Annotated in this window: 22 protein-coding genes; 6 read left to right on the forward strand and 16 right to left on the reverse strand. The window is 73.0% G+C overall.

All coding sequences use genetic code 11. The features are described from left to right. Positions 1 to 37 precede the first annotated feature (37 nt). The 7 genes from DFJ69_RS00165 to pgsA all read right to left on the reverse strand — a co-directional run bounded on the left by DFJ69_RS00165 (position 38) and on the right by pgsA (position 6,195). Entirely contained in the window at positions 38 to 652 is a 615-nt protein-coding gene (locus DFJ69_RS00165; protein WP_116020595.1) for a DUF6928 family protein, read from the reverse strand. A gap of 147 nt (positions 653 to 799) precedes the next feature. Beyond that, positions 800 to 1,738, reverse strand: coding sequence for a pyridoxal 5'-phosphate synthase lyase subunit PdxS (gene pdxS, locus DFJ69_RS00170; protein WP_116020596.1), 939 nt, complete (start codon positions 1,736 to 1,738; stop codon positions 800 to 802). A gap of 131 nt (positions 1,739 to 1,869) precedes the next feature. After that, complete coding sequence (locus DFJ69_RS00175) at positions 1,870 to 2,874, reverse strand: DUF3048 domain-containing protein (protein ID WP_116020597.1); 1,005 nt, start codon at positions 2,872 to 2,874, stop codon at positions 1,870 to 1,872. A gap of 81 nt (positions 2,875 to 2,955) precedes the next feature. Further along, positions 2,956 to 3,492 (reverse strand): LemA family protein, encoded by a 537-nt coding sequence (locus DFJ69_RS00180; protein ID WP_116020598.1) that lies wholly within the window; start codon positions 3,490 to 3,492, stop codon positions 2,956 to 2,958. Further along, on the reverse strand, positions 3,489 to 4,655 hold the full coding sequence (locus DFJ69_RS00185) for a glycosyltransferase family 4 protein (protein WP_116020599.1): 1,167 nt from the start codon (positions 4,653 to 4,655) through the stop codon (positions 3,489 to 3,491). Before DFJ69_RS00185 ends, DFJ69_RS00180 begins: the two co-directional genes overlap by 4 nt. Continuing rightward, positions 4,652 to 5,566, reverse strand: coding sequence for a phosphatidylinositol mannoside acyltransferase (locus tag DFJ69_RS00190; protein WP_116020600.1), 915 nt, complete (start codon positions 5,564 to 5,566; stop codon positions 4,652 to 4,654). Before DFJ69_RS00190 ends, DFJ69_RS00185 begins: the two co-directional genes overlap by 4 nt. Further along, entirely contained in the window at positions 5,563 to 6,195 is a 633-nt protein-coding gene (pgsA, locus tag DFJ69_RS00195; protein ID WP_116020601.1) for a phosphatidylinositol phosphate synthase, read from the reverse strand. The genes DFJ69_RS00190 and pgsA overlap by 4 nt, the downstream gene beginning before the upstream one ends. A 347-nt stretch (positions 6,196 to 6,542) precedes the next feature. Here pgsA and DFJ69_RS00200 point away from each other — a divergent pair, with 347 nt between their 5' ends. The 3 genes from DFJ69_RS00200 (at position 6,543) to DFJ69_RS00210 (ending at position 10,123) form a co-directional block, all read left to right on the forward strand. Then, complete coding sequence (locus tag DFJ69_RS00200) at positions 6,543 to 8,705, forward strand: elongation factor G-like protein EF-G2 (RefSeq protein ID WP_116020602.1); 2,163 nt, start codon at positions 6,543 to 6,545, stop codon at positions 8,703 to 8,705. Positions 8,706 to 8,807: 102 nt separating this feature from the next. Then, positions 8,808 to 9,263 carry a hypothetical protein gene (locus DFJ69_RS00205; RefSeq protein WP_116020603.1) on the forward strand — a complete coding sequence of 152 codons (456 nt, stop codon included), beginning with the start codon at positions 8,808 to 8,810 and terminating at the stop codon, positions 9,261 to 9,263. Then, positions 9,260 to 10,123: a hypothetical protein gene (locus DFJ69_RS00210; protein WP_116020604.1), complete on the forward strand. Its 864-nt coding sequence runs from the start codon at positions 9,260 to 9,262 to the stop codon at positions 10,121 to 10,123. The genes DFJ69_RS00205 and DFJ69_RS00210 overlap by 4 nt, the downstream gene beginning before the upstream one ends. Here the strand turns inward: DFJ69_RS00210 and DFJ69_RS00215 are convergent. Together DFJ69_RS00215 and DFJ69_RS00220 are read right to left on the reverse strand one after the other, a co-directional pair. Beyond that, complete coding sequence (locus DFJ69_RS00215; protein ID WP_116020605.1) at positions 10,120 to 10,503, reverse strand: thiol-disulfide oxidoreductase DCC family protein; 384 nt, start codon at positions 10,501 to 10,503, stop codon at positions 10,120 to 10,122. The two genes, DFJ69_RS00210 and DFJ69_RS00215, sit on opposite strands and share 4 nt — an antisense overlap. Continuing rightward, the gene (locus tag DFJ69_RS00220; protein ID WP_425453413.1) at positions 10,503 to 11,051 is read right to left on the reverse strand and encodes an HIT family protein; all 549 of its coding nucleotides are present in this window, start codon (positions 11,049 to 11,051) and stop codon (positions 10,503 to 10,505) included. The genes DFJ69_RS00215 and DFJ69_RS00220 overlap by 1 nt, the downstream gene beginning before the upstream one ends. 248 nt (positions 11,052 to 11,299) lie before the next feature. Here DFJ69_RS00220 and DFJ69_RS00225 point away from each other — a divergent pair, with 248 nt between their 5' ends. After that, positions 11,300 to 11,938 carry an Asp23/Gls24 family envelope stress response protein gene (locus DFJ69_RS00225; protein WP_116020606.1) on the forward strand — a complete coding sequence of 213 codons (639 nt, stop codon included), beginning with the start codon at positions 11,300 to 11,302 and terminating at the stop codon, positions 11,936 to 11,938. Here DFJ69_RS00225 and DFJ69_RS00230 read toward each other — a convergent pair. The 3 genes from DFJ69_RS00230 to DFJ69_RS00240 all read right to left on the reverse strand — a co-directional run bounded on the left by DFJ69_RS00230 (position 11,935) and on the right by DFJ69_RS00240 (position 16,225). Beyond that, positions 11,935 to 12,534: a hypothetical protein gene (locus DFJ69_RS00230; protein WP_116020607.1), complete on the reverse strand. Its 600-nt coding sequence runs from the start codon at positions 12,532 to 12,534 to the stop codon at positions 11,935 to 11,937. The genes DFJ69_RS00225 and DFJ69_RS00230 overlap by 4 nt on opposite strands. Positions 12,535 to 12,560: 26 nt before the next feature. Continuing rightward, the gene (gene thrS, locus DFJ69_RS00235; protein WP_116020608.1) at positions 12,561 to 14,537 is read right to left on the reverse strand and encodes a threonine--tRNA ligase; all 1,977 of its coding nucleotides are present in this window, start codon (positions 14,535 to 14,537) and stop codon (positions 12,561 to 12,563) included. Between the two features lie 245 nt (positions 14,538 to 14,782). Continuing rightward, positions 14,783 to 16,225 carry a sugar porter family MFS transporter gene (locus tag DFJ69_RS00240; RefSeq protein ID WP_116020609.1) on the reverse strand — a complete coding sequence of 481 codons (1,443 nt, stop codon included), beginning with the start codon at positions 16,223 to 16,225 and terminating at the stop codon, positions 14,783 to 14,785. 119 nt (positions 16,226 to 16,344) lie between these two features. Here DFJ69_RS00240 and DFJ69_RS00245 point away from each other — a divergent pair, with 119 nt between their 5' ends. Together DFJ69_RS00245 and DFJ69_RS00250 are read left to right on the forward strand one after the other, a co-directional pair. Further along, entirely contained in the window at positions 16,345 to 17,619 is a 1,275-nt protein-coding gene (locus DFJ69_RS00245; protein WP_245973874.1) for a sensor histidine kinase, read from the forward strand. 63 nt (positions 17,620 to 17,682) lie between these two features. Beyond that, a complete protein-coding gene (locus DFJ69_RS00250) occupies positions 17,683 to 18,375 on the forward strand; it encodes a response regulator (protein WP_116020610.1) in 693 nt (230 codons plus the stop codon). Here DFJ69_RS00250 and pta read toward each other — a convergent pair. From pta to DFJ69_RS00270, 4 genes are all read right to left on the reverse strand, one after another. Next, positions 18,351 to 20,423, reverse strand: coding sequence for a phosphate acetyltransferase (pta, locus tag DFJ69_RS00255; protein ID WP_116020611.1), 2,073 nt, complete (start codon positions 20,421 to 20,423; stop codon positions 18,351 to 18,353). The genes DFJ69_RS00250 and pta overlap by 25 nt on opposite strands. 44 nt (positions 20,424 to 20,467) lie before the next feature. Next, on the reverse strand, positions 20,468 to 20,989 hold the full coding sequence (locus tag DFJ69_RS00260; RefSeq protein WP_116020612.1) for a GNAT family N-acetyltransferase: 522 nt from the start codon (positions 20,987 to 20,989) through the stop codon (positions 20,468 to 20,470). A 255-nt stretch (positions 20,990 to 21,244) separates the two neighbouring features. Then, positions 21,245 to 22,204: a quinone oxidoreductase family protein gene (locus tag DFJ69_RS00265; RefSeq protein WP_116020613.1), complete on the reverse strand. Its 960-nt coding sequence runs from the start codon at positions 22,202 to 22,204 to the stop codon at positions 21,245 to 21,247. Positions 22,205 to 22,222: 18 nt separating this feature from the next. Further along, the gene (locus tag DFJ69_RS00270; RefSeq protein ID WP_116020614.1) at positions 22,223 to 22,996 is read right to left on the reverse strand and encodes an SDR family oxidoreductase; all 774 of its coding nucleotides are present in this window, start codon (positions 22,994 to 22,996) and stop codon (positions 22,223 to 22,225) included. Position 22,997 lies beyond the last annotated feature (1 nt).

The raw sequence follows: 22,997 nt of genomic DNA on the forward strand, positions 1-22,997 counted from the left end.
CTCCGGTGGGGATCTCTGGGACGTTCTCGAAGAGGGGTCAGGCGAGCTTGAAGCGGCGGAGCGGCAGCTCCAGGGGCAGAAAGCCGTCCTCGCCGCGGTCGGCGATGCCCCGGCCGAACATGTACTCCTGGGCGAGCCGCAGGCCGAACGCCTCCGGGTCGAACGGGAGGGGGACGTCGTCGCCGCCCTCGTCGATCGCCTTCCAGTACGGCTGCTCGGCGTCGAGCCGCTCGCCCTGGTCGACCACGACGCCGTCCTCGGCGGTGACGAACACGTCGCGCACCAGCTCGCCGCGTTCGTACCGGCGGAACCAGCAGCCCGACACCACGCTGTGCAGGACCAGCACGCCGCCCTGACCGCCGGGGAGGGCGGTGCCGACGCTGTCGGCGATCCGCCGGGCGTCCTCGTCGAGGCCGAACAGCCGCCGGTCGCACACCAGCAGCGCCCGGTCGTAGGCGCCGACGAAGACCTCGTCCTCGTACGGCCACAGGGCGAAGTCCAACATCGTGTCGCGGGTCTCCAGCAGCCGCGAGGCCGGGTAGAGCCTGTGCGCCACCTGCGCGGCGGCGGCCGCGTCGGAGTGCAGCCCCGGCCGGAACACCTCCGCGGGACGCCCCGCGCTGGCGCATGCGAGCGCAACCGACCAGGCCATTGTCTCCCCTCCACGCGTCCGCCCCGCCCGTGGGGCGCTCCTCGGCGCTCCCGGCGGACGCCGACCAGCGTAGCCCGCGCGCCCGGGGGCGGCGAGCGGCGGACCGGCCGGTGGACCGGTCGCCCGCCAGGGTCGGCCCTCCCGGGGTCACCAGCCGCGGGTGGCCAGCCGCTCCTGGTCGGGCAGGGTGCCGACGTTGATGCCGACCATCGCCTCGCCGAGGCCGCGCGACACCTTGGCGATGACGTCGGGGTCGTCGAAGAAGGTGGTGGCCTTGACGATGGCCTCGGCGCGCTGCGCGGGGTTGCCGGACTTGAAGATGCCGGACCCGACGAACACGCCCTCCGCGCCGAGCTGCATCATCATGGCGGCGTCGGCCGGGGTGGCGATGCCGCCCGCGGTGAACAGCACGACGGGCAGCTTGCCGGTCTCGGCGACCTCCCTGACCAGCTCGTAGGGGGCCTGCAGCTCCTTGGCCGCCACGAACAGCTCGTCGGTCGGCAGCGAGGACAGCCGCTTGATCTCGCCGCGCAACTGACGCATGTGGGTGGTGGCGTTGGAGACGTCGCCGGTGCCCGCCTCGCCCTTGGAGCGGATCATGGCGGCGCCCTCGGTGATGCGGCGCAGCGCCTCGCCCAGGTTGGTGGCCCCGCACACGAACGGCACGGTGAACGCCCACTTGTCGATGTGGTTGGCGTAGTCGGCCGGGGTGAGCACCTCGGACTCGTCGATGTAGTCCACCCCGAGCGACTGCAGCACCTGGGCCTCGACGAAGTGGCCGATGCGGGCCTTGGCCATCACCGGGATGGAGACCGCCTCGATGATGCCGTCGATCATGTCGGGGTCGCTCATCCGGGAGACGCCGCCCTCGACGCGGATGTCGGCGGGCACCCGCTCCAGGGCCATCACGGCGACCGCCCCGGCGTCCTCGGCGATCTTCGCCTGCTCGGGCGTGACCACGTCCATGATCACGCCGCCCTTGAGCATCTCGGCCATGCCGCGCTTGACCCTCGCGGTCCCGGTCGCGGGGGCGGACGGGGCGGGCTGCCCGGTGGAGTCGACGGGGGCGGGACTGGCAGTGGACACGGATTACCTCACGAAACGGAAGACTGTGACGTTTCCATGGTATGGCCTGCCGGACCCGGGCAACGACCCGCCACAGTGTCAGGCGCCTTTCGGGGGACGCGCCAGTGTGTAAGCCCCGTGACGGGCGCCCGTCACGGGATGAAGGGCTTGCCGTCGTTGACCAGCACCACCCACACCTGGCCGGCGGCGAAGGGCATCGGCCTGCCGTCCGCGGTGGTGAACGTGGTGCCCTTGCCCGCGACGGGCCGCGACCACCGGGCGTCGTACGACATGCCGTCGCGGAGCACGAGGGCCCGGCCGCTGCCGACGGTGTGCACGACGGGCGTGTACGCGCCGAGGACGTCGCGATAGCGGGAGCGGGTGGTCTTGGCGTACTGGATGACGACCGTCTCGCCGCCGATCACGCCGCCCTCGGCGGCGGTGTTGGTGCGGCCCCCGTGCGTCGACAGCCAGCGCTTCTCCTTGGCCGACCAGGTGAAGCCCATGGTCGCCGAGGGCCAGTGGGCGGTGAAGCCCTTGGTGGGCTTGCCGCCCGCCGGTGCCGGGCCGAACCGGAAGCCGATGTCCCGTGGCCTGTCGGCCTTGGGCGCCCGCTTGAGCAGCGCCTTCGGGGAGGCGTAGAGGTTGTACGGGATGGGCTTGGGGCCCCAGCGGGAGTAGGCGGAGCCGCCCGTCTCCTGGGAGACCTCGAAGACGGGGGCCCGCCGGATCTCCGGCTTGAACTCGGGGTTCACCCCGGAGAAGGCGAACGCGGGCTTGCCGTACTGCTTGAGGATGTGCAGGTCGGAGACGCGGGCGCTGCGCACCGGGCCCAGCCGCCGGGGCAGCTTGGAGGAGTAGATCGCCATCAGCCGGGTCTCGCCGCCCTCGACCTGCTCGACGTAGACGATGTCGGCCGAGCGCACCCCCGACTGCGGCAGCGCGGGGCGGGTGTTCTCGATCTTGACGGCCAGCACCGGGTTGTCCAGGCCCCTGCTCCCCCCGTTGAACGGGTGGTACGCCGGTGCGGCGGATGTGGCGGACGGTGAGGCGGCCGGGCCCGACGGCTCCGGATCGTCGTCCGAGCAGGCGGTCAGACCGGCCCCCAGCACGCACACCCCGAGTGCGGCCACCGTCCGACGCGTCGCAGATCGCACATCCAAACCTTTCCCCGTCCTTTGCGTGAACGGGCCCGAGCGTAACCGAAACGCCGGACTCCTCCCGCAAGGGGAAAGGTGTCAGAATCTGGGCGGACCGTCGTCGATCTCGAAGAAGTCGGGGACCGGGGCCCGCCCGGCCAAGGGGATCGCCCGCACCAACAGCTTGCGGCGCGCGATGCGGGTCGCCGACACGGCGTCGTTGTAGAACCGGCGGGCGAAGGACACCTTCTGCGCGGCGGCGTCCAACTCGTCCAGCAGCGCCGTGCCGTCGCCCCGGGAGGCCAGCGTCTCCCGGAAGTCCGGCTGGTCCACCACCGCCCGCAGGGCGCGGGACAGATCGCTCTCGGCGAACTCGCGGCCGTCGACGTCCGCGGTGCGGGCCTCGTGCGCGGCGGTGGCCAACACGAGGCTGGTGGCCGGGTCCAGCAGCCGGGAGGCCGCCAGCTCCAGGGCCACCGCGGCCCGCCGGACCAGGGCGGCGTCGAGGGCGGCACGGGCGGTCTCCACCCGCACGTGCAGCCGGTCGAGGCGGGTGGCCCGCCAGGACACGTACACCGCCACGAGGGAGATGACGGCGACCCAGAACAGCAGGTCCAGCACCCGGTCGGGACTCATCCGGCGGTGACCCCGGACTCGACGACGAGGCCGCCGTCCACGGCGACCGTCTCGTACACCCGCAGCACGTCGCGGGCGACGGTGGACCAGTCGTACCGCCGCACCGCGGCGCGGGCCTCGGCCGACAGCAGCTTGCGGCGGGCCGGGTCGTCCAGCAGCTCGGCGGCGGACGCGGCGAGCGCCTCGTGGTCGCCGACCGGGAACAGCGCCCCGGCGCGGCCGTCCAGCAGCACCCGCTGGAACGCGTCGATGTCGCTGGCCAGGATGGGGGCGCCCGCGGACATGGCCTCGGCGAGCACGATGCCGAAGCTCTCCCCGCCGAGGTTGGGGGCCACGAAGACGTCCACCGAGTGGTAGGCGCGGATCTTGTCCTCCTCGCTGACCAGGCCGAGCAGCGACACCCGGTCGCGCAGCTCCGGGGAGACCCTGCCGAGCACGTCGTCGGCGTCGCCCGGGCCCGCGACCAGCAGCCGCAGGCCGGGGCGTTCGCGGCCGAGGATCTCGAAGGCCCGCAGCAGCACCTGCAGGCCCTTGCGGGGCTCGTCCATCCGGCCCAGAAAGCCCAGCGTGCCGCCGCCGGGGCGCGGCTCGGCGCCGTCGCCGCGTCCGGGCCACCCGGGCAGCGGGTCGGCCATGGCGTACTTCTCGGTGGCCACCCCGTTGGGGATCAGCACCGCGTCGCCGCCCAGGTGCTCCACCAGGGTGTTGCGGGCGGCCTCCGAGACCGCGATCCGGCCGGTGATCTTCTCCAGGGCGCTCTGCAGGATGGGCGCGGTCACCGCCACCATCCGGGACCGCTGGTAGGAGGCGTGGAAGGTGCCCACGATGGGGCCGTCGGCGGCCCAGCAGGCCAGGATGCCCAACGACGGGGCGGCCGGCTCGTGGACGTGGAGCACGTCGAAGCCGCCCTCCCGGATCCAGCGCCGCACCCGGCCCGCCGACAGGAACCCGAAGGCCAGCCGCGCCACCGACCCGTTGTAGGGCACGGGGATCGCGCGGCCCGCGCCCACCACGTAAGGGGGCAGCGGGGCGTCGTCGTCGGCCGGGGTGAGCACCGAGACGTGGTGCCCGGCGGCGATCAGGGCCTCCGCCAGGTCCTGGATGTGCTGTTTGACCCCGCCGGGGACGTCCCAGGTGTAGGGGCAGACGATGCCGACCTTCACGACAGGTCCTCCACCCAGACGCGTTGCAGCATGTGCCAGTCCTCGGGGTGCTCGGCGATGCCCTGCTGGAAGACCAGGGCGAGTTCCTGCGTCATCGCGCGGATCCTGTCCTTGCGGTCGGGCACGTCCGGGACGGCGATCTCGTCGTGCACACGGGCGCCCCAGCCGGGGCCGTCGAACCAGAGCGTGACGGGGAACAGGGCCGCGCCCGTCTGCACCGCCAGGGCCGCGGGCCCGCCGGGCATCCGGGCCGGGCCGCCGAAGAAGTCCACCTCGACCCCGCTCGCGGTCAGGTCACGGTCGGCGACCAGGCACACCAGCCCGCCCGCGCGCAGCCGCCTGGCGAGGGTGCCGAACACGGTGGCGCCGGTCCCGTCGCCGAGGGCCAGCACCTCCATCCCCAGGCTCTCACGAAAGGCTACGAACCGGTCGAAGAGGGATTCGGGACGTAGCCGTTCGGCCACGGTGGTGAAGCGGTAACCCTGGTGCGCGACCCAGGCGCCGGCCTGTTCGTAGTTGCCCATGTGCGGCAGGGCGACGATGGCGCCGCGTCCGGAGTCGAGGGTGTCGAACAGCGCCCGCTCGCCACTGATGTTCATGCCGGACAGGATGCGCTCGCGGCTCAGCTCGGGCAGCCGGAAGACCTCCAGCCAGTAGCGCATGTAGGAGCGCATCACCCGTTTGCTCAGGACGCGGACCTCGTCGTCGACGGCGTCCTTGCCGAGGACGCGGCACAGGTTCCGCTCCAGTCGCGCCACTCCCTTTCCGCGACGCTGCCACGTGCGGTCGGCCAGCCCGGTGAACAGCAGCCGCGCCGCCCGTTCGGGCATCTTGCGGACGACCGTCCAGCCCAGCGCGTAGGCCGCGTCCATGGCCTCGTCCCTGAGGTCGCCGGCGGAGGGCACGTTCATGGGCGCGGCTCCGGGACGCGCGACGGCTTCGCCTCGGCCAGGGCCTGGCGGCGGACCACCGCGAAGCGCTGCCCGACCGTGACCGTGCTGAGCGCGGCGAGCACCCACAGCGCGGCGGCGAGCACGTACGGCACCCCGAGCCCGTCGAGCCCGGCGGCGACCAGGGCGATGATGAGCCGTTCGGAGCGTTCGGCGATGCCGACGTCGCAGGTGTATCCGAGCCCCTCGGCGCGGGCCTTGGCGTAGGACACCACCACGCCGGCGACCAGGCAGTACAGCGCGACGAACGACAGCGGGCGCTGGTCGTCGTCGATCAGGCCCACCGTCAGTCCGGCGAAGATCGCGGCGTCGGCGACCCGGTCCATGGTGGAGTCCAGGAAGGCACCCCATCGGCTGATCTTGCCGGTGACCCGGGCCACCGCCCCGTCGAGCATGTCGAACAGCACGAACGCCGTGATCACCACGGTGCCCCAGAAGAACTCGCCCTGCGGGAACAGGCCGAGCGCGCCCGCCACGACGCCGACCGTGCCGATCACGGTGATGGTGTTGGGCGAGACTCCGGTGCGCGCAACGGCCCGGCCGATCGGCGTCAGGACACGCCCCAGCGCGGGCCGCAGTTTGTTGAGCATCGATCGTCCGATCATCTGCTGGTGTCAAGGGGCTCCGGGCACGAATACCGCGGGGCGCCCCATCGTAGTGGCACACGGATCGAGGGACCGGACGGCCGGACGGACCGGGGACCCCGTCCCGGGCGGCGCGACCCGCCGAACAATCCACCATAAGTCGGTTGTTTCCGGTCAAGCCCCCTTGTGTTCGGCTCCTGGTCGGGAAATTGTGGTGCAACGGGTGTGACGCCGGTCACCCCTTGGCGCCGCACTCGGCACGTGAGCGGCCCGATCCGCCGCGACGGCGCGGCAGGGTCCGGGCCCGGAGCCGCGCGGGCCCTCCACGGGTCCGCCCGTCGAGGGAGGAAGCCATGACCGACAGGAAGGCGGACAGGGCCGGGCACCCGGGAGCCGCGGGAAGGGCGCCGGAGGCCGACCGGCCCGACACCATCCGCAACGTCGTGCTGGTCGGCCATTCGGGAGCGGGCAAGACCACGCTGGTGGAGGCGCTGTTGGCCGCCACCGGGACCGTGCAGCGGCCCGGCCGCGTCGAGGACGGCACCACGGTCAGCGACCACGACGACGTGGAGGTCCGACAGCACCGCTCGGTGAACCTGTCGCTCGCCCCGCTCATGCACGGCAACGTCAAGGTCAACCTGCTCGACACCCCCGGGTACGCCGACTTCGTCGGGGACCTGCGGGCCGGGCTGCGGGCGGCCGACGCCGCGCTGTTCGTGGTGTCGGCGGTGGACGGTGTCGACGGGGTCACCCGGATGCTGTGGGAGGAGTGCGCCTCGGTCCGGATGCCGCGGGCGGTGGTGATCACCAAGATCGACCAGCAGCGCGGCGACTTCGACGAGGTCGTGGCCGCCTGCCAGGAGGCGTTCGGCGAGGGCGTGCTGCCCTGTTACTTCCCCGCGGGCGACCGGTTGTACGGGCTGCTGTCGCGGCGGTGCTTCGACTACGCCACCGGCGAGCGCGTCGAGTGCACGCCCGACGCGGCCTACCTGGACCGCATCGAGGAGCAGCGGGCGAGCCTGATCGAGGGCGTCATCCAGGAGAGCGAGGACGAGGGCCTGATGGACCGGTACCTCGCGGGCGAGGAGATCGGCGTCAAGACGCTCATCGACGACCTGGAGAAGGCCGTCGCCCGGGGCGGCTTCCATCCCGTGCTGGCGACCTCGGTGCCCCACGGCGATCATCCGGGCCCGGTGGTCGGCATGGCGGAGTTGCTGGAGGTCATCACCCAGGCGTTCCCGTCGCCGCTGGAGCACGGCGTCCCTACCGTCACCACGATCGACGGCGGCCCCGCCGGGCCGATCGCCTGCGATCCGGACGGTCCGCTGGTGGCCGAGGTGGTCAAGACGACCTCCGACCCGTACGTGGGCCGGATCTCGCTGGTGCGGGTGTTCTCGGGCACGCTGCTGCCCGACACCGTGGTGCACGTCTCCGGGCACGGCCTGACCGACCGCGGCCACGAGGACCACGACGTCGATGAACGCGTCGGGGCGCTGACGTCCCCGCTGGGCAAGACGCAGAGGACGATCTCGCGGTGCATCGCCGGGGACATCTGCGCGGTGGCGAAGCTGGGCCACGCCGAGACCGGCGACACCATCTCGCCCAGGGAGCGGCCGCTGCTGATGGCCCCCTGGCAGATGCCCGACCCGCTGCTGCCGACCGCGATCCGCGCCAAGTCCAAGGCCGACGAGGACAAGCTGAGCCAGGCGCTCGCGCGCCTCGTCGCCGAGGACCCGACGCTGCGGCTGGAGAACAACTCCGAGACGCGCCAGCTCGTCCTGTGGTGCATGGGCGAGGCGCACGCCGACGTCCTGCTGGAACGGCTGTCCTCGCGGTACGGCGTCGAGGTGGAGACGGTGAAGCTGCGGGTGCCGCTCCGGGAGACGTTCGGCGGACGGGCCCAGGGGCTGGGCCGGCACGTCAAGCAGAGCGGCGGCCACGGCCAGTACGCCATCTGCCATGTCGAGGTGGAGCCGCTGGGCTCCGGAGGAGGCTTCGAGTTCTCCGACAAGATCGTCGGCGGGGTCGTCCCCCGGCAGTTCATCCCGTCCGTGGAGAAGGGCGTGCGGACCCAGATGGCGCGCGGCGTCACGGCGGGCTACCCGGTGGTCGACATCCGGGTCCGGCTGTACGACGGCAAGGCCCACTCGGTGGACTCCTCCGACATGGCCTTCCAGACCGCCGGGGCGCTGGCCCTCAAGGACGCCGCCGGCAAGGTGCCGATGCTGCTCCTGGAGCCGGTGGACGAGGTCGGGGTGCTGGTGCCCGACGACTACGTCGGGGCCGTGATGTCCGACCTGTCCTCGCGCCGCGGCCGGGTCCTGGGCTCGGAGGCCGTCCCCGGGGGCCGCACCCTGATCAGGGCGGAGGTCCCGCAACTGGAGATCGTCCGCTACGCCATCGACCTGCGCTCGATGTCCCAGGGCACCGGCACGTTCCGCCGCGCGTTCCTGCGGTACGAGCCGCTGCCGGCCCAACTGGCGGACAAGGTCGCTGCCGCGGCCGGGGAGGAATAGGACGTCCCGGGGGGCGGGCGTCCGCGCGCCCGGGCCTGATCGCGGCCGGTAGGGTGGCCGGGCACGGCAGACATCGCAGACAGGACGGAACGGCGCCCGCCCATGCAGGGGGAACTTCGACGGCTCGGCCCGCGGGCCCGGCTGTGGCGTTCGGCCGCCGCCGCCGCGCTGGTCGGCGCGCTCGTGTGGACCAGCTCCTACGGATCCGACGACCACTTCCCGCTGGGGCCGATGACGCAGTTCGCGTTCTCGGTCGACAACGACGGCGGTGAGATCCACTCGCACTGGCTGGAGGCCGACACGGCCGACGGCCGGCACGTGAAGCTGTCCATGGACGCGGTCGGCTCCGGGCTCAAGCGCGCCGAGGTGGAGGGGCAGATGGACCGCCTGCTCGAGGACCCGTCGCTGCTCCAGGGCATCGCCGACGGGCAGCGGAGGCTGCATCCCGAACGGCCCGCCCTGACGAAGATCTACATCGTGAAGAGCATCAGGACCCTGCGGAAGGGCAAGGTCGTGTCGACACGGCAGTTCACCCGCGTCACCTGGACGGTCCGGTGACGCCGCTCGGGCGCTGGTGGTACGCGCCCGTTCCCCAGGCCAGGATCGCGTGGCTGCGCCTGCTGGCCTACGGGTTCCTGCCGTTCGACATGCTGCTGCTCACCCGCAGCACCCTGGCGCACGCGGAGCTGCCGGCGTCGCTCTATCAGCCGGTGATGCTGGCGCGGCTCGTGCACCTGCCCGCGCCGACCCCCGGGGCGATGTACACCCTGCTCGTGGTCACCCTGGCGGCGGGCGCGGTGGCCGCCGCCGGGAGACTGCCCCGGGCCGCCGGGTTCGTCGCGGCGGTGGGCTACCTGTGGTGGGTCACCATCAGCATGTCGTACGGGAAGGTCGATCACGATCACCTCGCCCTGGTCGTGGCGCTGTTCGTCCTCCCGACGGCCGGACGGGCCCGGATCCGCGACGAGGACGCCGGTGAGGCCGCCGGGTGGGCCGTCCGCTGCATCCAGGTCGCCGCGGTGTCGGCGTACTTCCTGTCGGCGTGGGCGAAGATGCGCATCGGCGGCCCGGGGTGGCCCAACGGCGCGACGCTGCAGTGGGCGCTGAACCGTCGGGGCACCCCTCCCGGACGCCTGCTGATCGACCATCCGGCGCTGCTGCGGGTGAGCCAGTGGGTGACCCTCGTCGCCGAGTTCGGCTCGCTGCTCCTGCTGGTGGCGCGGGGGCGGTGGCTCTACCTGGGCGTGGCGTTCTTCGCGGGCTTCCACGTCGTCACGTACGCCCTGATGACGATCCATTTCCTGCCCCACGCGATCTGGCTGGCCGCGTTCCTGCCGCTGGAGCGTCTGGTCTCGCTGCGACGCCGCGACGAGGGCGAGAGGCGCGACGAGGCCGAGCTCGTCGCGACCGAGGGCTAGGCCCCCGGCCGGTCGGCCGGAGGCAGCGCGCAGGTGGGCGTGCCGCCCGGCAGCCGGTAGCGGTTGTCGGCGATGAGCCGGTACACGCCGTGCGCCGCCCAACGGAACGGCGGGATCCGCAGGATCGCGCCGAGGGGTCGCCACGGGCCGCCCGCGTCCATCAGCAGCCCGGCCACCGCCTGCGCGCCCCCGTGAAGGCGACCGTCGGGATCCACCCAGACGACCTCGTGCGCGGCCCTCTCCGCATCGACGCCCAGGGCGTCGAGGTCGGCGAACTGGAACGGCACGATGCGCGCCGTGGTCGGGATCCGACGCTCGATCCACCGGACGCAGGCGCTGCAGAACCCGCAGTCGCCGTCGTAGATCAGGACGGCGCCCATCAGTCCTCCGGCCAGGCGTCGGCGAGCAGTTGCCGGGTGTCGCGCAGCAACTGCGGCAGCACCTTGGTGTGGCCGATCACCGGCATGAAGTTGGTGTCGCCGCCCCAACGCGGGACCACGTGCTGGTGCAGGTGCGCGGCGATGCCCGCGCCGGCGACCCCGCCGAGGTTCAGGCCCACGTTGAACCCCTGCGCGCCGCTGGCCTTGCGCAGCGCGGTGAGGGAGCGCTTGGTGAAGTCGGCCAGCTCCAGCGTCTCGGGGCCGTCCAGCTCCGTGTAGTCGGCGAGGTGCCGGTACGGGACCACCATGAGGTGCCCCGAGTTGTACGGGTAGAGGTTGAGGACCGCGAACACGGAGGCCCCCCGGGCCACGATGAGGCCGTCCTCGTCGTCCATCCCCGGGATCTCGCAGAACGGACAGCCGTCCCCGGGCCCGGCCCCGGTGGGCTTGCCCTCGCCCTTGATGTACGCCATCCGGTGCGGGGTCCACAGCCGCTGGAAGCCGTCGGGGGCCCCGGCCCCGCCCTGTTCCTCCTCGACCTCGCACAAGATCTGACCGGCGTCTTCGGGCACGTCGAGGCGCGCCTCCGGCACGTCGCGGCCCTCCGGCTCTACGCTCAAGACGGCGTTCTCCTTCTGCTCGCCCGTTCCAGCAGCATAGAGAGAACGCGCCGCCGGGCTGAAGCCGGGCCTCGGGGCGGGCGGTTCCCGCCGCCGCGAATTCCGCGGTCCCGTGGCGGCGCGACCGCCGGCTTCGACACCATAGGACACAGCGACCCGACCGCTGGGAGCCCCCGATGAGCGACCTCGAGCAGAGCCCCTCCGCCGACGGAGCGGATCCCGGAGCCACGCGGTCCGAGGCCGCCCCCATGCCGTTCTTCCCGGCGCCGCCGGCCCGGCACACCACGCCTCCCACGGGTGTGGCGCTGTCGGGCGGCCCGCCGTCGGCGGGCTCGTCGGCGGTGGGCTCGTCGGCGGTGGGCACGCTGGCCCCGCCGATGGCGCCGCCTCAGGTGTCGCAGGTGTCCGGGAGGCATCAACGCGCCGTCCGGCCCCTGCCTGCGCCGACGGAGCCCGAGACCGCCCCGCCCGCCGGGAACGCACAGCCCGGGACCGCCGCGGTGGTCAAGGGCCGGATCACGATCGAGGACGAGGTGGTCGAGAAGATCGCCGCGCTGGCCGCGCTGGAGGTGGACGGCGTGGCCTCGCTGAGCGAGCGCATCCAGGGCGTCCGCGTGCACACAAGGGACAACGAGGTGGCGTTGGACCTGACCATCGTGGTCGAGTACGGCACCGTCATCATGGACGTCGCCAAGCTGGTCAAGACCAACGTGGCCCGGGTGACGAGCCTGATGCTGGGCATGCGGGTCACGGCCGTGAACGTGGTCATCGACGACGTCCGGATGCCCGGCCAGGGCGTCGGGCGGCGGGGCTAGCCCAGCCGCAGGTCGCAGGTCTGCGGCACGGTCGAACCCACGTAGCTGAGCTGGATGCGCTCCACGAGGTCCACCGGGGCGTCCCGGAAGACGAACGTGTGCGGTCTGCCGCCCTTGACCCGCCCGGTCCTCTCCACGCTGCTCAGGCCCTGCAGATGCACCTTGACGTGGACGAACGCCTCCCCGTCCATGCGCACGACGACGCTGAGGCCCTCGACTCCGTACTCTGCGGCCCCGAGCCCGTCCGGGCAGTGGTCGGCGGTGCCGCGACCGCCGGGCAGCGGCACCGGGTCGCCCTGCCCGCCGCCGCCCGGGTGCTGAGACCCGCCGGGCCCGCTCTCACCGCCGGGGCCCTCGCCCCGCCCCTGGGACCGCCGCTGATCGTCGCCGGTCGGGCCCGCGCCCGGTGACGCGGTCGTCCCGGCCCCGCCGACGGTGCGGGCGCCCGCGGTGGCGGCGCCCGTCCCGTCGCCGTCGTCGAACAGCGGCATGAGCAGGACCGCCACCGCCGCCAGCACCAGCAGGACCGAGCCCCCGTACCCGAGGATCCGCAGTCGATCGGCGGGGTCGCGGACGGAGGGCTTCCCGGCGTTCATCGGCGTGTGTCCATGCTCATGGGGGTTCAGATCTGGACGCGGTCCTCGACCGCCTGGACGATCTCCTCGATCGCCTCGTCGATCGGGATCCCGTTCCGCTGCTCGCCGCCGCGGTAGCGGAACGACACGGCGTCCTTGGCCACGTCGTCGTCCCCGGCCAGCAGCATGAAGGGGATCTTGGCCTTCTGGGCGTTGCGGATCTTCTTCTGCATCCGATCGGCGGAGGCGTCGACCTCCACCCGGATGCCCCGGGCGCGCAGCCCGGCGGCCACCTTCTCCAGATGCGGGACGTGCGCGTCGCCGATCGGGATGCCGACGGCCTGCACCGGCGACAGCCACGGCGGCATCGCGCCCGCGTAGTGCTCCAGGAGCACGCCGAAGAACCGCTCGATGGACCCGAACAGCGCCCGGTGGATCATCACCGGCTGCTGCCGGGACCCGTCGGCCGCCTGGTACTCCAACCCGAACCGCTTGGGCTGGTTGAAGTCGACCTGGATGGTCGACAACTGCCAGGTGCGGCCGATGGCGTCCTTGGCCTGCACGGAGATCTTGGGGCCGTAGAACGCCGCGCCGCCCGGGTCGGGCACCAGCTCCAGCCCGGACTCCTCGGCGGCCTCGCGGAGCGCGTCGGTCGCCTCGGCCCAGTCCTCGTCGGAGCCGATGAACTTCTCCGACGCGTCCCGGGTGGACAGCTCCAGGTAGAACTCGCTGAGCCCGTAGTCGCGCAGCAGGCCCAGCACGAAGCCGAGCAGACTCTTGAGCTCGTCGCCCATCTGCTCCTTGGTGCAGTAGATGTGCGCGTCGTCCTGGGTCATGCCCCGCACCCGGGTGAGGCCGTGCACCACGCCGGACTTCTCGAACCGGTAGACGCTGCCGAACTCGAACAGCCGCAGCGGCAGCTCCCGGTACGACCGCCCGCGCGCGTCGAAGATCAGGTTGTGCATCGGGCAGTTCATCGGCTTGAGGTAGTAGTCCGCCCCGTCGACCTCCATGGGCGGGAACATGTCGTCCTTGTACCAGCCGAGGTGCCCGGAGGTCTCGAAGAGCTGCCCCTTGGTGATGTGCGGGGTGTTGACGAACTCGTACCCCTCCTCCTCGTGCCGGCGGCGGGAGTAGTCCTCCATCACCCGGCGGACGATGCCGCCCTTGGGGTGGAAGACGGCCAGGCCGCTGCCGATCTGGTTGGGGAAGGAGAACAGGTCCAGCTCCGCGCCGAGGCGGCGGTGGTCGCGCTTCTCGGCCTCGGCGAGCAGGGTCAGGTACTCGTCCTGCCGCTCGCGGGACTCCCAGGCGGTGCCGTAGATCCGCTGGAGCTGCGGGTTCCTCTCGCTGCCGCGCCAGTAGGCGCCGCCGGAGCGCATCAGCTTGAACGCCGGGACGGTGCGGGTGGTCGGCAGGTGCGGGCCCCGGCACAGGTCCTTCCAGCACAGGTCGCCGGACTTGGGGTCGAGGTTGTCGTAGATGGTCAGTTCGCCCGCGCCGACCTCCACGTTCGCCCCGTCGTCGGAGCTCGCGCCCCCCTTGAGGCCGATCAGCTCCAGCTTGTACGGCTCGTCGGCCAGCTCGGCGCGCGCCGCGTCGTCGGAGACGACCCGGCGGGAGAACCGCTGCCCCTGCTTGACGATCTCGCGCATCCGCTTCTCGATGCGCTTGAGGTCCTCGGGGGTGAACGGCTCCTTGACGTCGAAGTCGTAGTAGAAGCCGTTCTCGACCGGCGGGCCGATGCCCAGGCGGGCGTCCGGGAACAGCTCCTGCACGGCCTGCGCCATCACGTGCGCGGTGGAGTGCCGCAGGATGGCGCGGCCGTCGTCGGAGCCGATCTCCACCGGCTCGACGACGTCCCCGTCCCGCACCTCGTGGGCGAGGTCGCGGAGCTCGCCGCCGACGCGGGCGGCGATGACGGTCCGTCCGTCGGCCTCCAGGGCCTCGCCCGCGGTGGTGCCCGCCGCCACCATCCGCTCGCTTCCGTCGAGGGTGATGCGCAGCTCAGACACGGTTGACACGGATTCTCCTCGGTCGGACGGGTTCGGTGCACCGGCGTCCGATGCTACCGAGCCGGCGTGGGGGGCGGGTGACGGCGGATTCATGATCGGGTCCTTCCGGTCGTGCGGGAGGCTCCCGGGGAGACGACAGGACCCCGGGATCGCTCCCGGGGTCCTGTGTACGCTCGCCTGGTCAGCGCGTGCGCGAGATCCGCCGGGGCGCGCCCGGCGTGGTCGTCGACGACAACGCACATGTCATGCGTCCACTATACCGAGCCGGTCGGGCGGGCCGCCGGCGACGCGGCGAGATCGTCCATGTCTTCCAGCTCGCGCCCCTTCGTCTCCTGTACGGAGCGCCGCACGAACACGAAGGCGACCGCGGCCGACAGCGTGTAGAAGCCGTACGCGAACCCGAGTCCCAGGTCGGACAGGGCGGGGAACGTCGTGGTGATCAGCCAGTTCGCGATCCACTGCGCGGAGGCGGCCACCGCCAGCGCCGAGGCCCGGATGAAGTTGTTGAACATCTCGCCGAGCAGCACCCACACCACCGGACCCCAGGTGGCGCCGAAGGAGAACACGTACAGGTTGGCGGCGATCAGCGCGGCCGGACCCGCCACCGGGCCGAGCTGCGGCTCCCCGTCCACCACCGGCGCGGTGGCGAACGCGACCGCCATGGTGCCCAGCGTGACCGTCATGCCGGCGGCCCCGGCCAGCAGCAGCCGGCGGCGGCCGATCCGGTCGACCAGGGCGATGGCGATCAGGGTGGTGACGATGTTGGTGACCGAGGTGATCACCGAGGTGAGCATGGCGTCGTCCTCGCTGAACCCGACGGCCTGCCACAGCGAGGAGGAGTAGTAGAAGATCACGTTGATGCCCACGAACTGCTGGAACACCGACAGCAGGATGCCGACCCACACGATCGGCAGCAGTCCGGCGCGAGGGCCGCGCAGGTCGCCCAGCCGGACCGGCCGGTCGGTCTTCAGCGTCCGGGAGATCTCCTCGATCCGCCGGTCCACGTCGCCGGGGACGAGCCGGCGCAGCACCGCGCGGGCCCGTTCGACCTCGTGCTTCTTGACCAGGTAGCGGGGCGATTCGGGGATGGTCAGCGCGATCAGGCCGTACCCGATGGCGGGGACGACCGCGCTGGCGAACATCCAGCGCCACGCCGTGCCGCCCCACGGGAACTCCCCGGAGGCCCCGCCGTCGGAGACCCGGGCGATGACGTAGTCGGCGACCAGGGCGGTGAAGATGCCGGTCACGATCGCCAGTTGCTGCAGCGAGCCGAGCCGGCCGCGCAGGTGGGCGGGGGCGATCTCGGCGATGTAGGCGGGCGCGATCACCGAGGCCGCCCCGACGGCCAGTCCGCCGACCACCCGCCAGATCGTGAGGTCCACGGGGTGGAAGGCCAACGCCGAGCCCAGCGCGCTGATCACGAACAGCAGGCTGGCGGCGAGCATCACCCGGACCCGACCCAGCCGGTCGGCCAGCGGCCCGGCGAACCAGGCCCCGACCGCGCAGCCCAGCAGCGCGGAGGACACCACGAAGCCGACCACGACCGAGTTGAGGTCGAACTCGCTCTTGAGCGCGTCCACCGTGCCGTTGATGACGCTGGTGTCGTAGCCGAAGAGGAAGCCGCCGAGCGCCGCCGCGGCGGCCACCATGGTGGCGGCGGCGGTGGTGTGCTGTCCGGAGTTCTCCTCGGAGGCCATGGACCCGTCGTCCCCGGTCGCCGCCGGGTTATGCCCCGTCTGATACCCAGGGGGCGGATCCGAAGTACCCCCGGGGAGGCAGGTGCCCAGGTCGTCGCCCGGCCTAGGCTCGGGGCCAAATGAACGGACACCGCACCGCCCGGCACGACGACGACCGCGCCGGCCTCAACGACGCCATGCTGCGCCAGGCGATCCTGGACGCCGCCGTGCGCGCCCCCAAGGAGCCGCCCCGCATCCTGATGCCCGGCCGCCGCTGGGTGCGCTGGCTGGAACTGCTGCTGGTGACCGGCATGACGATCGGCTTCACCGGCGGCGCCATCGCCATCCCGCTGAACATCTTCGAGCCCGCGCCGACCCCTCTGGTGGCGGCGCTGCTGGGGGTGGCGCAGGCGACGCCGCTGCTGCTGGCGCCGCGGTGGCCGCTGGCGGCCTGGCGGATCAGCGCGCTGGGCCTGCTGACCGGGGCGCTGCTGCTGCGGGGGGACGCGTTCTGGCCCTGGCCGGTGACCTCCTGGCTGGCGTTCGTGGTGATCCTCTTCTTCACCGCCGTCGGGTACGACCGGCTGGTCGCGGTCGGGGTCGGCATGCTGAGCATCGGCGGCCTCATCGTGCCGGCGGTGGTGGTGGCCGGCATGGCCGACTGGTTCGGGTTGATCCTGGCCGGGATCGTGCTGCTGGTGCTGGTGTTCGGCGACGCGGTCGGCGGCCGCTACACCGCGGAGCTGAGCCTGGCCGAGCAGGAGGCGCTGCGCCGCCAGGACCTGGCCCGCCAGGCCCGGCTGGAGGAGCGCGCCCGGATCGCCCGGGAGCTGCACGACGTGGTCGCCCACCACATGTCGGTGATCGCGATGCAGGCGGAGGCGGCCCCGTACAAGATCCCGGACCTGCCGGACGCCGCCAAGGACACGTTCGTGCTGGTCCGCGACGCGGCCCGGGACGCGCTGACGGAGACCCGCCGGGTGGTGGGCCTGCTGCGCTCGGAGGACGAGGGCGCCGAACGCCGCCCGCAGCCGGGGCTGGAGCGGCTGGAGGAGGTCGTCGGCGGCGCCCGCCAGGCGGGCCTGTCGGTGGACGTGGTGGTCGTCGGCCTGCCCCGGGCGGTGGCGGCGGGGGTGGACCTGTCGGCGTTCCGGATCGTGCAGGAGTCCCTCAGCAACGCCTCCAAGTACGCGCCCGGCGCGCGGGTGCGGGTCGAGGTCAGGTACGGGGCCGACGCCCTGGAGGTGACCGTGACCGACGACGGGGCGCGGACGACGCCGGAGGAGCCCGGCGGCGGGCACGGGCTGGTCGGCATGCGGGAGCGGGTGGCGATGCTGGGCGGCACGCTGGAGGCGGGCCCGGCGGAGCCGGCGGGCTGGGCCGTGGAGGCGAGGCTTCCCTACGGCGACGACTGATCCCACGATCGGCACGGGTCGGGCGGGGCACGGTGGTGGCGCGGCGGCCCTAAGGTGTGGTGCGTGGCCATTCGCGTGTTGATCGCCGACGATCAGGTGATGATCAGGGACGGTCTCGCCGCCCTGCTGTCCTCCGCCCCCGACATCGACGTCATCGGCCAGGCCGGCAACGGCCTGGAGGCCGTGTCGATGGCGCTCGAGCTGAACCCGGACGTCATCGTCATGGACATCCGGATGCCGGAGATGGACGGCCTGGCGGCCACCGCGAAGATCGTGGGCGAGATCCCCGAGGACCCGGAGGGCGCCGCGGACGGGCCCGCCGGCGACGGTCATCCCAAGGTGCTGATCCTCACCACCTTCGACCTGGACGAGTACGTCTACGAGGCGCTGGGCGCGGGGGCCAGCGGCTTCCTGCTCAAGGACGCCTCGGCCGCCGACCTGATCAACGGGGTGCGGGTGGTGGCCGCCGGGGACGCGCTGCTGGCCCCGTCCATCACCCGGCGGCTCATCGGCGACTTCGCCCGGCGGCGGCGTCACCAGCGGCCCAGCCCGGCGGCCACCGCCTCGCTGACGCGCCGGGAGGTGGACGTGCTGCGGCTGATCGCCCGCGGGCTGTCCAACGCCGAGATCGCCGGCGAGTTGGTCCTGGCAGAGCAGACCGTCAAGACCCACGTCGGCCATGTGCTGATGAAGCTGGAGCTGCGGGACCGCACGCAGGCCGTGGTGTACGCCTACGAGAACGGGTTGGTGGGGTGATCGGGCCGGTCGGGCCCTGACGGGGCCCCGTCCTGCGCCTGGATCGCGGTGATCGCCACGGCGTTGACGATGTCCTGCACGGTGGCGCGGCCCGCCAGGGCGTTGACCGGCCGGTCGAGGCCCTGGAGCACCGGGCCGACCACGACGGCCCCGGCGTCGCGGCGCGCCCGGACGAGGGCGTCGCCGGTGTCGAGGTCGGGCACCACGAAGACGGCGGCGTCGTCGTGCGCGGCCGCGTCGTCGGGTGTGAGCGGGCCCCGCACCGGGACGTCGGGGTGCTGTTCGCGCAGCAGGGCCATGGCCGCGCGGATCCGTTCGGCGTCCGCGCCCTCGGGGGTGCCGTCGGGCCGGGACAGCAGCGCGATCTGGGGCTCGATCCCGAACCGGCGGGCGGTGGCGGCGGCGGAGGCCGCGATCGAGGCCAGCCGTCCGGGGTCGGGATCGGGGACGACCAGGCAGTCGCCGTACATCAGCACCCGGTCGGGCAGGCACACGAAGTGGACGCTGGACACGATCCCGGCGTCGGAGGCGGTCTTGACGATCTCCAGCGCGGGTCGCACGGTGTGGGCGGTGGTGTGCAGGGCGCCCGACACCATGCCGTCGGCCAGGCCGAGCCGCACCATGAGCGCCCCGAAGTACTGCACGTCGGTGACCAGGTCGCGGGCCAGCCGGAATGTCACGCCCCGGTGCTCGCGGACCCGGGCGTACTCGGCGGCGAACCGTTCCCGCAGCGCCCGGTTGTAGGGGCTGACGACCCGGGCGCCCCGCACGTCGAGGCCGAGTTCGGCGGCCTCGGTGCGGATGGCCTCCTCGTCGCCCAGCAGCGTCAGGTCGGCGACGCCCCGGCGCAGGAGCACGTCGGCGGCCCGCAGCACCCGGTCGTCGGAGCCCTCCGGCAGCACGATGTGGCGGCGGTCGGCGCGGGCGCGCTCCAGCAGTTGGTACTCGAACATCACCGGGGTGACGGCGCGGCTGCGGCGCACGCCGAGCCGTTCGACCAGTTCGCCGCCCGCGACGTGGTCGGCGAACAGGCCCAGCGCGGTCTCGATCTTGCCGTGCGCGTCGGGGGTGAACCGGCGGCCGGTGGCGGCCGACAGCCGGGTCGCGGTCTCGAACGTGTCGCCCTCGGTGATGATCACCGGGAGTCGGACCGACATGCCGTCCAGCAGCCGGGCCATCGTCTCCGGCAGCTCCATGCCGCCGGTCATGATGATCCCCGACAGGGCCGGGAAGGTGGGGGCGGCGTGCGCGGCGATCAGGCCGGGCAGCAGCGCGGCGGACCGGTCGGAGGGGATGATGATGACCACGCCCTCGGTGAGCCGGTTGAGGATGTTGGGCAGCGACATGGCGCCCACCATCAGCCCGGAGGCCTCCCGGCCGAGCTGGTGGTCCTCCCCCAGCATCAGGTAGCCCTCGCAGGCGTCCATGAGCCCACTGATCGTCGGCGCGCCCAGCCGGGCCACCTCGGGCAGCACGAACAGGGGCGGCCCGTCCACGCGTTCGACGGCGGCCTCGCGGACCTCGGCCAGGCGCCGGGGGTCGGCGCGGGTCACCACGACGCCCAGCGGTTCGGCGCGCTCGCCGGCGGACTCCTTCAGCGCGGCGCCCACGGCGGCGGCGACCTCGCCGGGCTCGCGGTCGAGGCCGTTGACGACCAGGAGGACCGGGATGCCGAGGAGCGCGGCGACGGCCGAGTCGAACGCGGGCCCCGGCGCGTCGCCCACGTCGGTGTGGTCGGTGCCGACGACCACGACGGCGCCGCACGTGTCGGCCAGTCGCCGGTAGCGCTCGGCGATCCGGGCGACGGCGGCCTCGGGGTCGGCCCGCACCGCGTCGTAGGTGACGCCGACGCAGTCCTCGTAGGGGCTGGTCAGCTTGAACCGGGTGCGCAGCGTCTCGATCAGGTCGTCGCGCGCGTCTCGGCGGACCACGGGACGGAAGACCCCGACGGTCTCGACCTGGCGGCACAGCAACTCGGTCATGCCGAGCGCGATGGTCGCCTTGAGGCAGGCGGCGTCACCCGCCGCCACATAGACCCCATACGTCATAGGGCGATCGTCCCAGGATTCGTGGAAAAGCCGTATCCCCGGCTTTACAGCTCGTTGAACGGCCGAGCATATGCGAACTCGCCCCGAATGTCCGGTGTGTACGCCGTGAGAGTACGGGCCTGGAAGTGGTCGCCCCACTCCGGCACGGGCGGGGTGATGCCGTACTCGAGGGCGGGGCGGAAGCCGAACGCCGGGTAGTACTCGCGGTGCCCCAGCAGGACGACCACCGGCTCGTTCAGCGCGTCGGCGGCCCCGAGCACGGCGTGCATGAGCGCCCGTCCGACACCCGTGCGCTGGGCGTTCGCGTGGACGCCCAGCGGCCCGAGGCCCAGGGCGGGCACGTCGCCCACGTGGGCGCGGGTGCACACCACGTGGCCGACGACCCGCCCGTCCGGGCCCAGGGCGACCAGCGACAGCTCCGGCAGCCAGGCGTCACCGGCGCGCAGGGCGTCCACCAGCCCCACCTCGACGGGTTCGCGGCCTTCGGGGGCCTGGGGGGCGAAGGCCGAGGCGTGCACCGCCCGGACGGCCTCGATGTCGGCGGGGCTCTCTCGTCTGATCAGCACAAGATCACGCTGGACGTCCGGAACCGGCCACGTCAACCGCTTTTCCGGCGGCGTCGTCCCACAGCTCCGCCAAGGCCGCGTTGACGAGGTCCTGCCGCTGGACGCGCGGGCAGAAGCCGCAGACCGCCGGCAGCCCGGGCGCCGATCCGTTCGGCGGTGACGCGGGCCGCTCGCGGTGCTCGGGGCGCGCCCGCCCGGTCACCGATGACGACCGGGCGGCCCGCCGGACGGGCCGGCGGGGCGGCTCGGCCGGCGCTAGCGGGTCGGGTCGAGGACGAGCTTGCCGGTGGTGCGGCGGGCCCGCATGTCCTCGTGGGCCCGGCGGGCCTCGCTCAGCGGGTACTCGCCGCCGGGGATCACCCGGAGCCGGCCCTCGGTCACCAGCCCGAACAGCTCCTCCAGCGCGGTGCGCATGACGTCGCCGGGCAGCCGGAACACGTGGGCCAGCCACATGCCGGCGATGGTGGTGGAGTGGGACATCAGGTTGGCGGGCTGGATCGGTGACGGCAGCTCGCGGGACGCCATGCCGTAGAAGGCGAGCCGTCCGAAGGGGGCCAACGCCTTGAGGCTGTCGTCGGTGACCCTGCCGCCGGTCATCTCCAGGACCACGTCGACCCGCTTGCCGCCGTTGGCCTCGATCAGCGCGGACTTCATGTCGTCCACGCCCGCGTCCACGGCGACGTCGGCGCCGAGTTCCAGCGCGAGGTCCCGCTTCTCCTTGGAGGAGGCGGTCGCGATGACGCGTCCCGCGCCCCACGCCTTGGCGAGCTGGACGGCGATGGTGCCGACCCCTCCGGCGGCGGCGTGGACCACGACCGAGTCGCCGCGCGCCATGTGGACGCTGCGGCGCAGCAGCACCCAGGCGGTGGCCCCCTGGATGACCATGCTGAGCGCGCTGAGGTCGTCCACGGTGTCGGGCACCTCCCAGGCGGTCGCGGTCGGAAGGACGGCCCACTCGGCGTAACCGCCGCCTCCGCCGGTCAGCCCGACGACGCGGCGGCCGTCGGAGGCGCGTCCGACGACCTCGCCGCCGGGCACCAGCGGCAGCGCGGAGCGGCTCAGGTAGCTGTCCTCGGCCTGGTGGGTGTCGGCATAGTTGACACCCGCCCGGGAGACCTCCACGAGCAGCTCGCCCGGGCCCGCGACGGGCTCGGGGATCTCCACGGGGGTCAGCACCTCGGGGCCGCCGAACTCGGTGATCTGGATGGCGCGCATGACGGTGTCTCCTCTCGGTCAGCGGGGGCCCGGGATGCCCCGGAACCTGAACGGCTCGAACGGCCTGCCGGGCACGACGTACCACGCCTCCCCCGCGCCGTCCGAGCCCAGGATCGCCATGAACGCCTCCACCACGTCCCCCACCTCGAGGATCGGGAAACCCGTCTCCTGCAGGTGGGCCTTGAGCGGGGCGAGGATGGCGGTGTCGGCGAACGACGGGCACAGGGCGTTCACCCGGATGCCCTCCGGCAGGTACGCGGGGCCGAGCCCCCGCACCAGGCCGACCACGGCGGCCTTGTTGGCCCCGTAGACCGGGTCGAACGGAACGGCCGTCAGCCCGGCCATGCTGGCGGTGGCGACGATGTCCCCGCCGCCCCGGGCGCGCAGCGCGGGCAGCGCCGCCCGGACGCCGTAGACCACGCCGTCGAGGTTGATGCCCATCGCCCTCCGGTAGGCGTCGAGGTCGAAGTTGCCGTCCAGGTCGCAGCCGCTCGCGATGCCGGCGTTGAGGAAGGCGATGTCGAGGCCGCCGAACCGCTCGGTCGCGGCGGCGACGGCGGCGACGGAGTCGTCCGGGTCGCGCACGTCGCAGCGGACGAACACGCCGCCCAGCTCCTCGGCGAGCGCCCCGCCCCGGTCGGCGTCGATGTCGGCGAGCACGACGCGGGCGCCCTCCCCGGCCAGCCGGCGGGCGACGGCGGCGCCGATGCCGTTGGCCCCTCCGGTGATCCAGACGACCTTCCCGGCGTGCTGACCCGCGTGCCCGTCCTCGGCAGCGCCCGTGACGTCCATC

Origin of the sequence: Thermomonospora umbrina (assembly GCF_003386555.1) — a bacterium.
Taxonomy (GTDB): Bacteria; Actinomycetota; Actinomycetes; order Streptosporangiales; family Streptosporangiaceae; genus Thermomonospora; species Thermomonospora umbrina.

Excerpts from the sequence above, each read along its gene's own strand:
- DFJ69_RS00215 (WP_116020605.1), bottom strand. The coding sequence starts at position 10,503 with ATGGGCGCCGTCCTGATCTACGACGGCGACTGCGGGTTCTGCAGCGCC.
- DFJ69_RS00225 (WP_116020606.1), top strand. The coding sequence starts at position 11,300 with ATGAGCGACCTCGAGCAGAGCCCCTCCGCCGACGGAGCGGATCCCGGA.
- DFJ69_RS00245 (WP_245973874.1), top strand. The coding sequence starts at position 16,345 with ATGAACGGACACCGCACCGCCCGGCACGACGACGACCGCGCCGGCCTC.
- DFJ69_RS00165 (WP_116020595.1), bottom strand. The coding sequence starts at position 652 with ATGGCCTGGTCGGTTGCGCTCGCATGCGCCAGCGCGGGGCGTCCCGCG.
- pta (WP_116020611.1), bottom strand. The coding sequence starts at position 20,423 with ATGACGTATGGGGTCTATGTGGCGGCGGGTGACGCCGCCTGCCTCAAG.
- DFJ69_RS00205 (WP_116020603.1), top strand. The coding sequence starts at position 8,808 with ATGCAGGGGGAACTTCGACGGCTCGGCCCGCGGGCCCGGCTGTGGCGT.
- DFJ69_RS00230 (WP_116020607.1), bottom strand. The coding sequence starts at position 12,534 with ATGAACGCCGGGAAGCCCTCCGTCCGCGACCCCGCCGATCGACTGCGG.
- DFJ69_RS00240 (WP_116020609.1), bottom strand. The coding sequence starts at position 16,225 with ATGGCCTCCGAGGAGAACTCCGGACAGCACACCACCGCCGCCGCCACC.
- DFJ69_RS00190 (WP_116020600.1), bottom strand. The coding sequence starts at position 5,566 with ATGAACGTGCCCTCCGCCGGCGACCTCAGGGACGAGGCCATGGACGCG.
- DFJ69_RS00265 (WP_116020613.1), bottom strand. The coding sequence starts at position 22,204 with ATGCGCGCCATCCAGATCACCGAGTTCGGCGGCCCCGAGGTGCTGACC.
- DFJ69_RS00270 (WP_116020614.1), bottom strand. The coding sequence starts at position 22,996 with ATGGACGTCACGGGCGCTGCCGAGGACGGGCACGCGGGTCAGCACGCC.
- pgsA (WP_116020601.1), bottom strand. The coding sequence starts at position 6,195 with ATGCTCAACAAACTGCGGCCCGCGCTGGGGCGTGTCCTGACGCCGATC.
- DFJ69_RS00200 (WP_116020602.1), top strand. The coding sequence starts at position 6,543 with ATGACCGACAGGAAGGCGGACAGGGCCGGGCACCCGGGAGCCGCGGGA.
- DFJ69_RS00180 (WP_116020598.1), bottom strand. The coding sequence starts at position 3,492 with ATGAGTCCCGACCGGGTGCTGGACCTGCTGTTCTGGGTCGCCGTCATC.